The 15,119-nt window shown below is 57.0% G+C and carries 12 protein-coding genes; 11 read left to right on the top strand and 1 reads right to left on the bottom strand.

Translation table 11 applies throughout. From position 1 onward, the window contains the following. Nucleotides 1-97: 97 nt before the first annotated feature. Complete coding sequence (locus KQ940_RS11590) at nt 98-1,039, bottom strand: LysR family transcriptional regulator (RefSeq protein WP_217413790.1); 942 nt, start codon at nt 1,037-1,039, stop codon at nt 98-100. Between the two features lie 221 nt (nt 1,040-1,260). Here KQ940_RS11590 and KQ940_RS11585 point away from each other — a divergent pair, with 221 nt between their 5' ends. From KQ940_RS11585 to KQ940_RS11535, 11 genes are all read left to right on the top strand, one after another. Continuing rightward, nucleotides 1,261-2,928 carry a DUF1302 domain-containing protein gene (locus tag KQ940_RS11585; RefSeq protein ID WP_217413789.1) on the top strand — a complete coding sequence of 556 codons (1,668 nt, stop codon included), beginning with the start codon at nt 1,261-1,263 and terminating at the stop codon, nt 2,926-2,928. A gap of 15 nt (nt 2,929-2,943) precedes the next feature. After that, on the top strand, nt 2,944-4,305 hold the full coding sequence (locus KQ940_RS11580) for a DUF1329 domain-containing protein (RefSeq protein ID WP_217413788.1): 1,362 nt from the start codon (nt 2,944-2,946) through the stop codon (nt 4,303-4,305). Nucleotides 4,306-4,656: 351 nt separating this feature from the next. Further along, nucleotides 4,657-5,814 (top strand): alpha/beta hydrolase family protein, encoded by a 1,158-nt coding sequence (locus KQ940_RS11575; RefSeq protein WP_217413787.1) that lies wholly within the window; start codon nt 4,657-4,659, stop codon nt 5,812-5,814. 26 nt (nt 5,815-5,840) lie between these two features. After that, nucleotides 5,841-6,794, top strand: coding sequence for a VOC family protein (locus KQ940_RS11570; RefSeq protein ID WP_217413786.1), 954 nt, complete (start codon nt 5,841-5,843; stop codon nt 6,792-6,794). 172 nt (nt 6,795-6,966) lie between these two features. Continuing rightward, on the top strand, nt 6,967-8,142 hold the full coding sequence (locus KQ940_RS11565) for an MFS transporter (RefSeq protein ID WP_217413785.1): 1,176 nt from the start codon (nt 6,967-6,969) through the stop codon (nt 8,140-8,142). Beyond that, complete coding sequence (locus KQ940_RS11560; protein WP_217413784.1) at nt 8,139-9,230, top strand: WD40/YVTN/BNR-like repeat-containing protein; 1,092 nt, start codon at nt 8,139-8,141, stop codon at nt 9,228-9,230. The genes KQ940_RS11565 and KQ940_RS11560 overlap by 4 nt, the downstream gene beginning before the upstream one ends. Next, nucleotides 9,227-11,680 (top strand): efflux RND transporter permease subunit, encoded by a 2,454-nt coding sequence (locus KQ940_RS11555; protein ID WP_217413783.1) that lies wholly within the window; start codon nt 9,227-9,229, stop codon nt 11,678-11,680. Before KQ940_RS11560 ends, KQ940_RS11555 begins: the two co-directional genes overlap by 4 nt. 1 nt (nt 11,681) lies before the next feature. Next, nucleotides 11,682-12,713 carry a universal stress protein gene (locus KQ940_RS11550; RefSeq protein WP_217413782.1) on the top strand — a complete coding sequence of 344 codons (1,032 nt, stop codon included), beginning with the start codon at nt 11,682-11,684 and terminating at the stop codon, nt 12,711-12,713. A gap of 19 nt (nt 12,714-12,732) precedes the next feature. Then, complete coding sequence (locus KQ940_RS11545) at nt 12,733-13,083, top strand: Rieske (2Fe-2S) protein (protein WP_217413781.1); 351 nt, start codon at nt 12,733-12,735, stop codon at nt 13,081-13,083. A gap of 18 nt (nt 13,084-13,101) precedes the next feature. Continuing rightward, the gene (locus tag KQ940_RS11540; RefSeq protein ID WP_217413780.1) at nt 13,102-14,232 is read left to right on the top strand and encodes an FAD-dependent oxidoreductase; all 1,131 of its coding nucleotides are present in this window, start codon (nt 13,102-13,104) and stop codon (nt 14,230-14,232) included. 61 nt (nt 14,233-14,293) lie between these two features. Continuing rightward, nucleotides 14,294-15,097, top strand: coding sequence for a cyclase family protein (locus tag KQ940_RS11535; protein ID WP_217413779.1), 804 nt, complete (start codon nt 14,294-14,296; stop codon nt 15,095-15,097). The last annotated feature ends 22 nt before the right edge of the window (nt 15,098-15,119 follow it).

Below are 15,119 nucleotides of genomic sequence, written 5' to 3'. Positions count from 1 at the left end.
GGGCTGCCACGCGCGTAACCGGAAGGGGGGATCAAGCCCGCCTCCGGTGAGCCATATGCGCTCACCCAGTATCCTGCTCAAAGATGCGTACCCTTGTTTATTGGATCAGGGCCGACTCAGGTTTACTGGATCTGATCATGTTCGTAACCGCTCCTTTCAGCATCTCTCTTAACCAAACCAAACCCTGGTCGTTACTGCGGTAATGGTGCCATTGTGCGCACTGTTTCATTGAATCCATGTGGAAGGGGAGTGGCCTGATTTCCAATGGAAATATCTGAGCCAGCAGGCGAGCCAGGCGGGTGTGGACCGTGGCGATATGATCTGTCCCTACGATCAGCCCGGGAACTGCTGCGAAGCTGTATGTCGTGGTTATTATGTCGCGATTGATGCCATATTTTTTTTTCGCCAGATACTCAAAATGATCGGATCTTCCGGCCGGCGGTGCCATAACAACATGCTTCGCTTGAGCGTAGCGTTCGAAAGTCAGCTCTGACCGGGCATGTGAGCTCTCTGCCCAAATGAGACAGGCATAGTCTTCTTCGTACAGCACGTCATAGGGGTGGTCCGGCGAAACGAAGCCCGATGGGATAATCAACAAGTCTGCGTCTCCCTGCTCCAGCTGTTTATGTGGGTTAGCTATCTGAGGCAGAAAGTTGAATTTTGCCGTGGACGATTGTTCGGCAGTGAGTGTCATCAAGTGTGGAACAAAGACAATTTGGGTGTAATCCGATACGAATATGGAAAAAGTTCGATCGGTATTGTCCGGGTGAAATTCGGGAGGGATCAGGATGGTGCTCTCGATTCTGTTAAGCACATCTCGCACAGGTTCCTGGAGGCTTTCGCCAAGCGGTGTGATCTCCATCCTGCGACCTATCTGAACCAATAACTCGTCGCCGAAATACTCGCGTAGTCTTGACAATGAATTGCTTACCGCAGAGGGGCTTAAGTTCAGTTGCTCTGCGGTGCGAGTGACACTTCGCGCTTTCAGCAGGGTGTCCAACGCAACCAGCAGATTCAGGTCCAGCTTCTTGAAGCGCACAGCTTACCTCCAGTACCAGGTATGACCATTCGATTTCATCGAATCATGGGTTCAGTTTAAAGCGTTTTACTGAAAGGTCACCCTTTTCGTATCTTGGCCCTGTGTTGATACCTGCTTGGGCGATTCGAAGCAGCGTAATAGCAGGCCTCCGAGTGTTGTTCTATCCGACACCGAGCCAGCCCGTATAAAAACAAAAACTCCATAAAATGGAGGAGGGAGATATGACGACAGCTACCACGGCAGGGGCGCATCCCTTCCGTCCTACCGCCTTGGCTTGCGCGCTGATGATGGCGGCCGGTTCGGCCCAGGCTTTCGAGATCGAGATGGGTGATTCCGATCTCAAACTTCGATGGGACAATACTGTTAAGTACAGCACGGCTTTTCGTGTAGATGACCGATCGCCGGGACTTGCAAGCACGCAGTTCGATTCCGGCTTTAACGTTGTTGGACCGAATAACGTCAACCAGGATGACGGTGACAACAACTTCGACAAGGGACTTGTCTCTAATCGACTGGATCTGTTGTCTGAGTTCGACGCTCGATATGGCAATGTGGGCGCACGCGTAAGTGCGGCTGCTTGGTACGACGATGTGTATCACGGCCGCAACGACGCCGATACAACCACCTCCAACCATGTTCCCGGTGATCAATTTTCGGATCATACCCAGGATGTGATGGGCGGCGACGCCGAGATACTGGATGCGTTTGTATACGGCCGTTTCCCTGTCGGCGATAACATGGGTACCGTACGCTTGGGTCGCCATACCCTGCTTTGGGGCGAAAGTCTCTTCTTCGGCGCTAACGGTATTGCGGGCGGGCAGGCCCCTTTCGATGTTGTAAAGCTTCTGTCGGTGCCCAACTCCCAGTTCAAGGAGGTGGCTCGCCCCACTGGCAAGCTATCCGTTGATCTCCCGTTGAACGATAGTATGTCGTTGGGTGCTTATGTGGGCTACGAGTGGGAGAAGGCGCGGCTGATCCCGACCGGTGCCTACCTGTCAGGAAGTGACGCTCTTGAGGGTGAGAGAATCTTGGCCGGTCCGGTCGGGACCTTTGAGCGTGCAGGTGACCTGGAACCCTCCGATACCGGACAGTACGGTCTTCAGCTACGTTGGTACGTACCGTCACTCGATAGTGATTTGGGTCTGTACGCGATCAGATATCACGCAACAGGCCCGAGTAACATCTGGACATACCTGAACGGTTTCCCGCCGGCCTTGACCGCGGACAAGTATCGTTGGGTCTACCATGAGGGTATTCGCGCCTACGGGGCCAGCATCGCGACCAGTGTCGGTAGTTGGAGCCTGGCCGGTGAAATCTCCTATCGTCAAAATACGCCTCTGGCCAGCTCCGGCCAGACCATCCTGCCCACCATTGGTGTTCATACCGATTTCGACAACGACAGCAACCCGGGTTACGCCGTCGGTGAAACCGCACACGCCCAGTTCTCCTGGTTGGCCAGCCTGGGCCCAAGCTTTATCTCTGACGAGGCCAGTTTCGTTGGTGAGGTTGCGTGGAACACACGGGTATCGGTCGACAAGAACGAGGAGATGCTTAATCCGAACGCGGACAAGTCAGCGATCGGTTTGAGGATGGTGTATACGCCGACCTACCGCCAGTTGTTCTCCGGTGCAGACGTCAGCCCTTCAGTCGGTCTGGGTTACACCTGGGGCAAGTCCTCCGCTTTGGGTAACGCATTTGGCGTCGACAGGGGCGGCGATCTGAACCTCGGCGTAAAGGTGCTTTATCTGAACCAGTGGCAGGGCTCGCTCAACTACGTCACCTTCTTTGGTCCCGAAGGCTCGACGCTGGACAACAACAGCAATGCTCAATTCAAGCAGGCACTCAAAGACCGGGATTTCATCTCCCTGTCCGTGAGTACTACTTTCTGATTTCGGGAGATCTTTATGTATAACAAGAATATACAAATCCCTAAGGCCCGGTTGTTCGCTGCTTTACTTGGCTGTGTGTCGATGTCGGCGCTCGCGGGTGTCAGTGCAGAAGAGGCGGCAAAATTAGGTAGCGAGCTGACCCCATTGGGAGGCGAGAAGGCGGGTAACGCCGATGGTTCCATTCCCGCCTGGACCGGTGGTTATACGCAGCAGATCCCCGGTGATGAACCGGGCGGACGCCGGGGCGATCCGTTCAAGGATGAGGCACCGCTGTTTACAGTGAGCGCTCAGAACATGGATCAGTACGAAGACAAGCTGACTGATGGGGTCAAGGCGCTGCTGCGCAAATACCCCGATACATACAAACTGAATGTTTATCCCACCCACCGCACGGCAGTCGCTCCGCAATGGGTATACGACAATACGGCCCGGAACGCTGTGAATGCCGAAATGGACGGCTACACCCTGAAAGGTGCGTACGGCGGTATTCCGTTTCCAATCCCCAAGACAGGTCTGGAGGCGATCAATAACCATCTGCTGGCCTGGCGTGGCACCGCTTGGGAGGCGGACCTTAGCCAGTACCAGATTACGACAGATGGAAAGGTCGTACTGACCACTGATGGCCTGATTCGTCAGCGTATGCCCTATTACTTCGAAGAGGGCTCCGCCGATGGTTATGACGGCTACTACTGGGAGGTGAACCTCGTAAACTCCGGCCCACCCATCCGTGCCGGCGAAATGATTGTCGGGCGGACCAATTTGGATGCCGATGAGTCCGCGGCATACGTCTATCTCACCGGACAGCGACGGGTGCGCCGCCTGCCAAGCGCCTGCTGTGATACACCGACACCGGCAACAGCAGGGCTCATGTCGTTCGACGAATTGAGCGTTTTTGCGGGCCGAACCGACATCTTCAACTGGAAGCTGGTTGGCAAGAAAGAGATGCTGGTGCCGTATAACCAGAATCGTTTCCTCCAGTACAGCGAGGACAACATTATTTCGGGCCATCATCTGAATCCGGAAGCCGTGCGCTGGGAACTCCACCGTGTCTGGGTGGTGGAAGCAACACTGGCTGATGGAAAACGTCACCAGGCTCCGCGAAGCCTCTATTACCTGGATGAGGACACTTGGCAGGCCGTGCTCGGTGATCGCTGGGATGGCAAAGGCCAGCTGTGGAAATCGCTTTGGCTGTTCAACTATGTCATGCCTGACTTCCCGGGAACCGTGCAACAGACCTTTGGTTATTACGATCTCCTGTCCGGTGAAGGCTATGTGGCCAACGTCCTGAATGACAAGAAATTCCATCATCGACCCTCTAAGCGCTGGCCAACCTCCACTTTTACAGGCCAGGGGCTGGCAGCCCAAGGGGTTCGATAACCTGACGCGAACCTGATCTGAAACCTGTCGGGATAGTGTGAGCCCTTATACACCTATCCCGAAGAGACCGCTGACGAGTGAATCTTCTGCTCCTTCCCCCCTCGGAGCAGCAGGATGCTCGTGCCTCGAAACCGGAATTGTGGGCTACAAGCCGGTATCGAGGCGACAGATCGGATCGCCTTTTGCCCCCGGAATTGGCGCTGGAAACTCAGGGACTGGCCGGGGGCTTTTTTTAACAGTGTTGCATTGATTCGCGGAGCCAGTGTCGTTTGGCACAGCCTGGGCACGATCAACGGCCAGGTGTTTGATGGATGGTTCTTCGCCTTGTGAAGGATTTTTATAGGAGAGTGTATGTTCCGTTACTTCCCCACCAATTATGTCTGGAACCTGTCTGTCGATCTGGCTATCGAGATGGGTGCCAAGATGGGCGAAATCGAAGAGATGTGTGCGCCTCTGCAAGAAGCCGCGAAAGCACCCGATGCGGCGGGTACACAGGCGTTCAGGGAAACCTGGTCACGGATGGCAGATAAGCTCTGCTCACTGGCTGACGAAGACGAGTCCAAGGGGCGGATGATTTCGGCCGGCGACAAATATGTTCGAGCGGCAACTTATTTCCTCACTGCCGAGCGTCTCCAGGCTCATGATGCGCCGGGACGGATGGCCTTGTACCAGCGTGTCCTGGAAGTATTCAACAAAGGGATTGATCTGGCGAAAGAGAACTGCGAACGCGTTGAGATCCCCTATGAGGGCAAACACCTCTCTGCCCTGTATGTAAGGGCAGAGGGTGTAGATGGCCCGGCACCGATTCTGGTCCAGGTTAATGGCCTGGACTCCACCAAAGAGATGAAATACGGCGTTGGTCTACCGCGCTGGCTGGCAAAACGCGGTGTCTCTTCACTGATCGTCGATCAGCCGGGAACCGGAGAGGCGTTACGTTTGCAGGGACTGCATGCTCGCTATGACACAGAACATTGGGCGCGCAAAGTCGTGGACTGGCTTGAAACTCGTGCCGATGTCGATCCAAAGCGGATCGGTATGGAGGGTGTTTCTCTGGGAGGCTACTACTGCCCGCGCGCGGTCGCCTTCGAGCCGCGTTTTGCCTGTGGCGTTGTGTGGGGTGCCAATCATGACTGGCGTGATGTGCAGAAAAAGCGCCTGGCCAAAGAGGGTGACTTCCCGGTGCCGCACTACTGGAATCATGTCCGCTGGGTTTGGGGTGCCAAGGATATGGACGAGTTCATGGCGATTGCCGAGAACGTCCACCTGGATGGCGTACTGGACCGGATCAAGGTTCCCTTCCTGGTCACCCATGGCGAGAAAGATTCCCAAATTCCGCTGCACTGGGCGCAGCGCACCTATGACCAACTCATCAACAGTCCGAAACGGGAACTGAAAATCTTCACCGAGCGCGAGGGAGGAGTGCAGCACTCCAGCTTTGATAACTCAGCAAACGCGGGTGCTTATATCGCCGACTGGGTAGCAGAAACCCTCGGCGGTCGCACGGCATGAATACATAGGAATCAGGAGAGATAACAATGAAAATTGTAGGTTTGGACGCCGTTGTTTTTGGTGTCGATGATGTGGCCGGTTGCGCCGAGTATCTGACGGATTATGGCTTGATCCCTGTTGGTGCCACCGAGAAAGGTGGTCGCTTCGAGGCGCTGGATGGCACATCCGTCATCATCGCTCACGCCTCTGACGAAAGTCTGCCCAAGGCGATGGAAACCGGCTGCATGCTGCGCAAAACCGTAATGGGTGTTGCAGATGAGTCAGCCTTGAAGGCGATCGCGGATGAGTTGTCCAAAGATCGTGACGTCCGTTACCTGGAGGATGGCTCTATCGAGTCCGTGGATGACTCAGGCTTCGTGCTGGGTTTTCAGGTCACTGTACGCCGATCCGTGGACAAGATGGGTGAACTTGCCAATGTGCCTGGGGCACCCATACAGCGCGCCGTAAACCAGTTGGGCGTCAACGACGACGCGGGTCAGATCCATCCCCGCACACTCTCGCATATCGTTTACTTCGTTCCGGATGTGGCAAAGGCTGAGGCGTTCTATGTGGAGCGACTTGGGTTCCGTTGTACCGACCGGTTCGAAGGTGTCGGCCCGTTTATCCAGCCGGCGGGAACACTGGATCACCACACTCACTTTCTGATCGGTGCACCGCCTCACATGAAGGGTGTAGAGCACTTTACCTTCCATTTTGGCGGTCCCACCGAGGTGTTGCAGAACGGTTCTCGGTTCGTGGAGAAAGGCTATCAACCCTTCTGGGGCCCGGGCCGCCATATCCTCGGTTCCAACTGGTTCTGGTATTTCAACAGCCCGTTCGGTTGCCGTATGGAGATGGACGCCGACATGGACCTGCACGACGCCAACTGGGTACCCCGTGTGTCGAGCCTTGGTGCCGACGCTTCCCAGGCCTTCCTGTTGGGTTACCGCAAAAAATGGGCACCGGGTCCCGATTCGACAGCGAAGGGTGATTACGCCTGAAGCAATAGCCCGACCTTAACGATGAAAACCCAACGCGGAGCGCTCCCTGGGGGCGCTCCGGTGACAATAAACATAACAATGGGAGAGGCACGATGCTGTTTGGTTGCCTGAAACTCAGTCGCATTGTGGGCTCGAGCCTCAAGCCGGCGCAACCTGCCGGAGGCGCGCAGTCATGGCTATGAACTTTGGTACGCGTGGTTGCATAGCACTCATGGTGGCCCACTGCGCGGGGATGCTGGATCTGGTTGCACTACCGGTTTGGATCGGCACCTTGATTCAGCATTACGGACTGGACCCTCAACAGAGCGGCAGTCTCGTGACACTGTTCCTGTTGGGCGCGGTGATCGCCAGTGTAACGCTGGCGCCGCGATTCTACCGCCTGCCCACAAAATCGGTCGCCGGCATTGGTTTCCTCCTGGTCGGTGTCTGTTTTGCGCTGGTCTCCAGAACTCAAAGCTTTCTGCTAATGGGCATCTTGCATGGAATAGCCGGACTCTGCGTCGGTGCTGCCCTGAGCGTGACCCATGGGACGATCGCACGGAGCGGGCACCCCCATCGGTTGTTTTCCATTGTCGGTTTCGCGTTGGGCATTTTTTCGGTGATCTTCCTCGGGGCAACGCCCGGTCTGATCGAGGCAAAAGGAGGGGCGGCTCTCTTCGTCGTATTTGCCATCATCATGATGCTGGCTGCTGCAGTATCGGCTTTTGCATTCCCGGTTGTTGAGCAATCGCCAAAGAGCGCCGGCCGGACCGAGCATTCATCCGCCCCGAGCACCGAGCGTCTACCTAAAGCCGTGTGGTTCGGCATCCTGGGCATCAGTTTGATGGCGCTGGTTCAAGCGATGACGTTCAGTTTTCTCGAACGCGTTGGTCATCAACGGGAGTTTGGGATCGAAGCGATCACCGGCGTTTTGGTCGCGCTCGGACTTGTCAATCTGTTCCCGGCGGCGTTGGCAGGGGTGCTGGAGAAGCGGATACCGGCACAGGTTGTGATGGTGGCTGGTCCGGTAGTCCAGGCTATGCTGGCGTATACTATCGTCAGTTCAACTGCATTCTATGGCTATGCCGCCGCCGCTTCATTCTTTGCTGCGGTGATGATCTTTACCCACACCTTTGTATTCGGTGCGCTTGCCAGGCTCGACAGATCCGGCCGTGCCATGGCGGCCACTCCCGCCATGTTGATGACCGGCGCTGCCGTGGGTCCGTTGCTGGGGGGCACGCTGGTCAAGAGTTTTGGCTACGAGAGCCTTGGCCTGGCCGCATCGCTATTCGGGACATTGGCAACCCTGAGCTTTCTTTTCACCCGTCTGAGCGATAGCAAGGCGCCGGTTAAGGAGGGCGTGGCATGAAATTCCCAACGAAGCTATGCATGAATCAGCCCATCAAGCGGGCACTCAGGACTAGCCTGATCGCAGGCGCGCTAGCGCTGACCGGAATGAATACCTGCCTCTATGCCGCGCCGGTGACCGATGCTCTGGATCGACCTGCGCAAATGACAGAACTCGGTGCCCATGCAGTACTGCTGGGCGGCGCGATGGCCGGAAAGCGGATCGTAGTGGTTGGCGAGCGGGGATTGATTCTGTTTTCCGATGATAAGGGTGCGCACTGGCGGCAGGGCCGTGTACCGGTAAGCGTGACTCTTACGGCTGTGCGGTTCGCCGATGACACGACAGGCTACGCGATTGGCCATGCCGGAACAGTGCTGAAATCGACCGATGCAGGTGAGTCTTGGGAAAAGCTGCTGGATGGTAAGCAGGTAGCTCAGATGGCACTTGAACAGGCCAAAGCCGGCGGCGAAGAGAGTGCGATCCTGATGGCTGAGCGGCTGGTTGCCGATGGCCCTGACAAGCCGATGCTGGATCTGCTGGTGGACGGGCCTGATTACCTGTCTGTTGTCGGTGCCTATGGGATCGCATTACGTAGCGAAGATGGCGGTGAGACCTGGCACTCCTGGCAGGATCGTCTGGGTAATGATTTCGGCATGCATCAGTATGCGATTCGCCGTAACGGGGGGCGTGTACTGATTGCCGGAGAGCAAGGGCTGATCCGCTTGTCACTGGATGGCGGGCGTCTATTCAAAGAGCTCGAACCACCCTACGAGGGTAGCTATTTTGCCGCCGAACTGCTCGGCGGCGACGAAATCCTTCTGGCTGGGCTGCGTGGCAACGTCTGGCACTCCAGCGATAACGGTTCGACCTGGCAACAGCTGGATACCCCTGTCGACGCCTCGATCACCGCTGTGCTGGCGCGGCCCGACGGATCTGTGCTGATGGTTAATCAGGCCGGAATGGTAATGGAGGTGCGTAACGGTGCGCTCGTTCGCTTGCCTGTGCCTCCCATGCCGCCGCTTACCAATATCCTCGCGACCGATACCGGAGAGCTCCTTGCACTCAGCGTGCAGGGCGTTTTCAAGGTCGATCTAGGAGATAAAAAGTGAAGTATACCGCCCCTCCCTCCGTATCCAGTCTGGAGCCGTTCGATCCGAGTTCGGGATCCATTATCGAGCGGCTGCTATTCAATAACCGGCTTCTGGTTGTCCTGCTTTGCGCAGTCATCACGGCGGTTCTGGGATGGCAGGCCTTGAAACTGGAACTCAACGCCAGCTTTGAAAAGACGTTGCCGGGTAGCCAGCCCTATATCCTGAATTACCTTCAATACCAGAGTGAGCTGACTGGCCTCGGCAATGCAGTGCGAGTGGCGGTGGAAAACCCGGACGGCTCCCTGTACGACGCCGATTATATGGAAACACTGCGCCAGCTCAGCGACGAGCTTTTCCTGTTGCCGGGGGTTGATCGTGTTCAGATGAAATCGCTGTGGACCCCTGGTACCCGCTGGATCGGCGTGACCGAAGAGGGGCTGGAAGGGGGCCCTGTGATCCCGGACGGTTACGATGGTTCTCCGCAGAGTCTGAAACAGCTGGGCGCCAACATCGCCCGCTCGGGGGAGATCGGGCAACTGGTAGCGGTGGACGGTAATTCAAGCATCATCTATCTGCCACTGCTGGATACCGATGCCGATGGCAACCCGTTGGATTATGCAATCTTTGCCGACAAGCTGGAGCAGTTGCGTGACAAGTATGAAGCGCAGGGCGTTGCGATCCATATTACCGGCTTCGCCAAAATCATCGGCGATCTGATCGACGGGGTTCGGTCGGTGCTCACCTTCTTCGCCATGGCCGTTGTGATCGCTACCGCCACCGTATTTTGGTTTACCCGCTGCGTGCGCTCCACACTGCTGGTGGTGTTTGCCTCGTTGACCGCCGTTATCTGGCAGCTCGGTCTGTTACCGACACTGGGGTATGTGCTGGATCCCTATTCGATTCTGGTGCCATTCCTGGTCTTCGCCATCGGCATGAGCCACGGTGCGCAAAAGATGAACGGCATCATGCAGGATGTAGGGCGCGGCTTTGACAAGCTGGTGGCCGCTCGCTTTACCTTCCGTCGACTGTTTCTTGCAGGCCTGACAGCACTGCTGGCTGACGCGGTCGGTTTCGCGGTGCTGCTGGTGATCGATATCCAGGTGATCCGGGAGCTGGCCATTGCGGCATCGATCGGCGTGGCGGTGCTGATCTTCACCAACCTGATCTTACTTCCGATCCTGCTCTCCTATGTCGGAGTCAGCGATGAGGCAGCCAAACGCAGTATCGCCGGCGAGTCCAGCACTGATAAAACCACCCGAGAACAGGCGCTGTGGAATCTGCTCGACCGGTTCACCGGACGTCGTTGGGCGACGGCGGCTATTCTCGGCGGTGCTGTCCTGGCGGTGGCAGGCTTTGCCGTCAGTACCCAACTGAAGATAGGCGATCTGGATCAGGGAGCCCCTGAACTGCGCGCGGATAGCCGTTACAACCGTGACGTGGCGTTCATGAACCAGCACTACGGCGCCTCCAGTGATGTCTTGGCGGTGATGATCAAAACCCCGGCGAATGCCTGCTCCCGATACGAGACACTGAACAAGGTCGATGCGCTGGAGTGGCAGTTACGCCAGCTACCCGGTGTTGAGTCCACCAATTCACTATCACTGCTGTCACGGCGAGTCCTGTCGGGGCTGAACGAGGGCAATCCGAAATGGTATGAGTTCCTGCCTAACCAAAGCATGCTCAACTACATTACCGCCGGAGCGCCGCGTGGACTCTATAACAACGGCTGCGATCTGCTGACGCTGTATGTCTACCTGAGCGATCACAAGGCGGATACCCTGACTCAAGTCGTCGATTACGTGGAGATGTTTGCCGCAAATAACGATACCGACGATGTGAAGTTCATGCTCGCAGCGGGCAGCGCCGGTATTCAGGCCGCCACCAATATCGCGGTCAAAGAGGCGTGGCGCGACATGCTGTTCCTGGTCTATGGCGCGGTGATTCTGCTCTCCTTCATCACCTTCCGATCCTGGCGCGCTGTGGTGGTTGCGATACTGCCGTTGATGCTGACCTCGGTTCTGGCCGAAGCACTGATGGTGGCGCTCGGCATGGGCGTCAAGGTGGCGACACTGCCGGTCATCGCGCTGGGCGTGGGGATCGGTATCGACTACGCACTCTACATTCTCTCGGTGACTCAGGCGCAACTGCGCCAGGGCGCGACGCTGTCTCAGGCCTATCTGCGGGCACTTCGGTTCACCGGAAAGGTGGTCATGCTCACCGGCGTAACGTTGGCGGTAGGCGTTGTGACCTGGGTTGCCAGTCCGATCAAATTCCAGGCCGATATGGGGTTGCTGCTGGCGTTCATGTTCCTGTGGAACATGCTAGGGGCGTTGGTATTTCTACCGGCCTTGGCTCACTTCCTGATGAAACCCGACAAGGCAGCAAGTGCGAATATCGTGCTGGAAACCCTGGGGCAGGAACGGGCAAAGCCACTCTGTTCAACTTCCTCGAATCAATGCGGGAGCTGATATGTACCAGCATCTACTTGTACCCATAGATGGATCGGCGCTTTCCGACGCAACAGTGGAGCATGCGATCACCTTTGCTCGCAGTATCGGCGCGCGAGTTACCTTTTTCCATGCCCGCCCTGACTTTGGTGCGAGTTCAGATGGTGCGCTGCTTGAGGCGATGGCACCCGACGCTTTCTCCGTGGCGGCCAGGGGCAACTCGAACGGGATTACCTCCAGAGCCGAGGCAGCCTCCTTTGCCGCAGGCGTTTCGGCCTCATCACTTATCAAAACCAGCGATCATCCCGAACGGGTAATTCTCGCAGCGGCCAAGGAGTTGGGTTGCGACCTGATTTTCATGGCGTCACATGGCCACCGAGGGTTGAAGGGGGTATTACACGGCTCTGTCACGCGCAAGGTTCTCCAGGACACCACCTTGCCCGTGCTGGTGGCGCAGGTCGGAAGCAATCTGCGAATGGACGACGAGACGCGCGCGATCGCGGTTATAAAGAGAGAGCATCGTTCGTTGGCCGCGGTCATTCGCGGGCTCCAGCATCTGATCGCCGAAGCCCTGCGGGCTGAGACCCATCCGGACTTCGCATTGCTGGATGCGATGCTCCTCTATATCGAACGTTTTCCCGAGACCCTGCATCACCCCAAAGAGGATCGTTACCTTTTCGCCGCTCTGCGTGAGCGCACAGAGGCGTGTGATGCCGTGCTGGAGGAGCTGGAGCAACAACACAAGCTCGGTGCGAGCTACTTATCGGATATCCACGCGGCTCTGAATCTGTGCAAGTCCGGCATCAATGGATCTATCGCTCGACTGTCCGTTGAAGTGGAGAAGTTTGCTCAGATGCAGTGGCGGCACATGAAGAGCGAAGAGGAGCAGGTGTTGCCGGCTGCACGGCAATACCTGTTGCCTTCGGACTGGGCGGCGATGGCGCAAGCCTTTGAAGCCAACGAGGATCCTCGCTTCGACGCCGATACCGATGCCGCGTTCAAGCAACTTTTTAGCCGCCTGATGAACCTGGCGGAAAACGCAGCGCAGGGATAGGGGCGAGAGGATGGAGAGCGTGACCAGGCTGATCCCGTTGTGTCGATCCGAGGATGTGCCTGAAGGCGAATCTCGCGGTTTCGATCCGCATGGAGAGGGGAGGGATTCCATGTTTCTGGTTCGCCGCGACGGGCGGCTTTATGGCTGGCTGAACGCCTGCCCCCATGTGGCCGGAGCCTCCATGGCATGGCGCAAAGACCGGTATCTGAACAGTCAAGGCACGTATATCACCTGCTATGCACATGGTGCGCTGTTCGAGATAGCGACAGGGGTGTGCATACAGGGCCCCTGTCCGGGTAAACGGCTTCAACAGCTGACGGTACGCGAAGATACAGAGGGCACCGTGATGTTCGAGTCACGGTGTAGCTGAAATATAAGGAGAAAAAAGATGACGGCGGTTAATAAAGTACTTGTGATTGGCGGCGGGTTTTCCGGGATGTCCGCGGCGATAGAGCTGAGAAAAGGCGGGATAGAGGTCGATCTGGTCGAGATCGATCCTGATTGGTGTCCGCTGGGTGCCGGTATCACGATCAACGGCGCCACGCTGCGGGCGCTGGAATCGCTCGGGCTATACCAGCGTTTCCTGGATGAAGGCTTCGTCTCCGACGGCGTCGATATCTGTATGGCCGATGGTAAACACTTTGCCACACTGCCAACACCGAAACCGGTTGGTTCGGATGTATCCGGCGGCGGCGGCATTATGCGTCCGGCCCTGGCGCGCATGCTGGCGGATGCCACCCGTGGAGCCGGCGTTTCGGTGCGGTTGGGATGTACCTTCGAAAAGGTCGAATTGGCCGATGATTCCGTGTCGGTCAGTTTTACCGATGGTACCCGGGGTCGCTACGATCTGGTCATAGGGGCCGACGGTGTGCACTCCAAACTACGGGCGGAATTTTTCCCGGAAGTGAAGGAGCCCGAGTATATCGGTCAGGGCGTCTGGCGCGCCGTGATGCCGCGTCCGGATGGTTTGGAGCGTCCCCGCATGTGGCTTGGGAAACACCTCAAACTGGGTATCAACCCGGTCTCTAAAACCCATATGTACATGTTTATCACCGAGGACCGCCCGACCAAGGAGCATATCGACCCCGAAACCTGGCCTCAGGTATTCAGCGATCTGATGACCCACTTTGACGACCCCATGGTGAGGTCGCTCATCCCTCATGCACTGAAGCAAGAGGCCAATATCGATTATCGCCCGCTGGCCAACCTGCTCGTACCCCAACCTTGGAACCGCGGCCGCCTGGTCATGATCGGCGATACCGTCGCCGCTACCACTCCACATCTGGCATCGGGTGCCGGCATCGGTATCGAGAGCGGCATCGTGCTCGCTCAGGAGTTGGCCGCCAATGATGATCTTCAGACAGCGCTGGATAACTTCCATGCCCGCCGCTGGGAGCGTTGCCGAATGGTGGTGAAGAACTCCGAGCGTTTGTGTTTGATCGAGATTGCCGGCGGCGATAAGGCGGAGCACGCCCAAATCATGCGTGAGTCGAAGGAGGCTCTGACTCAGCCGATCTGATAGCCGGGCGCCTGATTCTTTGAACTGGCGCCTTATCCATTTCCGGTTCAGGACTTAACTGATGATTACGAAAGCCAAGCGGCGCTTTGTAGACCTGTCGATCTACCTCGAAAACGATGTGCTGTCGGACCCGCCTCCTCTGGCGCCGAAAATTACCTATCAGACCCATCAGGATACGTTACCCGAGTTCATGGCGATGATACCGGGTACCGAAGCGGCCGATTACCCCGACGGTGAGGCGGCTGCCGCTGAGTGGGTCACCTGTAACACCCATAACGGCACCCACCTGGATGCGCCATACCACTTTCACTCCACCCAGGATGCGGCGCTGGGTGAGCGCAAGCCGTCGATGACCATAGATCAGGTGCCGTTGGCGTGGTGTTTCCAGCCCGGTGTAAAACTGGATTTCCGCCATTTCCCGGATGGTTACGTAGCCACGGCAGCTGACGTTGAGGCTGAGCTGAAACGGATCGGTTACGAGTTACAGCCGCTGGATATCGTGTTGGTCAATACGCGTGCCGGTAGCCGATACGGATACTCGGATTATGTGTCCGCCGGCTGTGGTATGGGGTATGAAGCGACCATGTATCTGCTTCAACGCGGTGTCCGCCTCACCGGTACCGATGCCTGGAGTTGGGATGCGCCATTCTCCTACACAGCGGAAAAGATCGCCCAGACCGGAGACAAAAGCCTGATCTGGGAAGGGCACAAGGCCGGCCGGGATATCGGTTACTGCCACCTGGAAAAACTCCACAACCTGGAGGCATTACCCGATTCGGGATTCATGATCAGCTGTTTTCCGCACAAGATTCGCGGAGCGTCGGCAGGCTGGACCCGCGCAGTAGCCATCTTTGAGAACGAATAACAACAAGAGCCCCTATCCAACA

Source organism: Marinobacterium ramblicola, assembly GCF_019084545.1.
Classification (GTDB): Bacteria; Pseudomonadota; Gammaproteobacteria; order Pseudomonadales; family Balneatricaceae; genus Marinobacterium_D; species Marinobacterium_D ramblicola.
Note: the sequence above shows the minus strand (reverse complement) of the source record. Positions and strands in the feature narration are given on the sequence as shown.

What these genes read in the sequence shown, in the direction of transcription:
- KQ940_RS11570 (WP_217413786.1), top strand. Translation starts at nt 5,841, where the DNA reads ATGAAAATTGTAGGTTTGGACGCCGTTGTTTTTGGTGTCGATGATGTG.
- KQ940_RS11575 (WP_217413787.1), top strand. Translation starts at nt 4,657, where the DNA reads ATGTTCCGTTACTTCCCCACCAATTATGTCTGGAACCTGTCTGTCGAT.
- KQ940_RS11585 (WP_217413789.1), top strand. Translation starts at nt 1,261, where the DNA reads ATGACGACAGCTACCACGGCAGGGGCGCATCCCTTCCGTCCTACCGCC.
- KQ940_RS11535 (WP_217413779.1), top strand. Translation starts at nt 14,294, where the DNA reads ATGATTACGAAAGCCAAGCGGCGCTTTGTAGACCTGTCGATCTACCTC.
- KQ940_RS11560 (WP_217413784.1), top strand. Translation starts at nt 8,139, where the DNA reads ATGAAATTCCCAACGAAGCTATGCATGAATCAGCCCATCAAGCGGGCA.
- KQ940_RS11580 (WP_217413788.1), top strand. Translation starts at nt 2,944, where the DNA reads ATGTATAACAAGAATATACAAATCCCTAAGGCCCGGTTGTTCGCTGCT.
- KQ940_RS11565 (WP_217413785.1), top strand. Translation starts at nt 6,967, where the DNA reads ATGGCTATGAACTTTGGTACGCGTGGTTGCATAGCACTCATGGTGGCC.
- KQ940_RS11550 (WP_217413782.1), top strand. Translation starts at nt 11,682, where the DNA reads ATGTACCAGCATCTACTTGTACCCATAGATGGATCGGCGCTTTCCGAC.
- KQ940_RS11540 (WP_217413780.1), top strand. Translation starts at nt 13,102, where the DNA reads ATGACGGCGGTTAATAAAGTACTTGTGATTGGCGGCGGGTTTTCCGGG.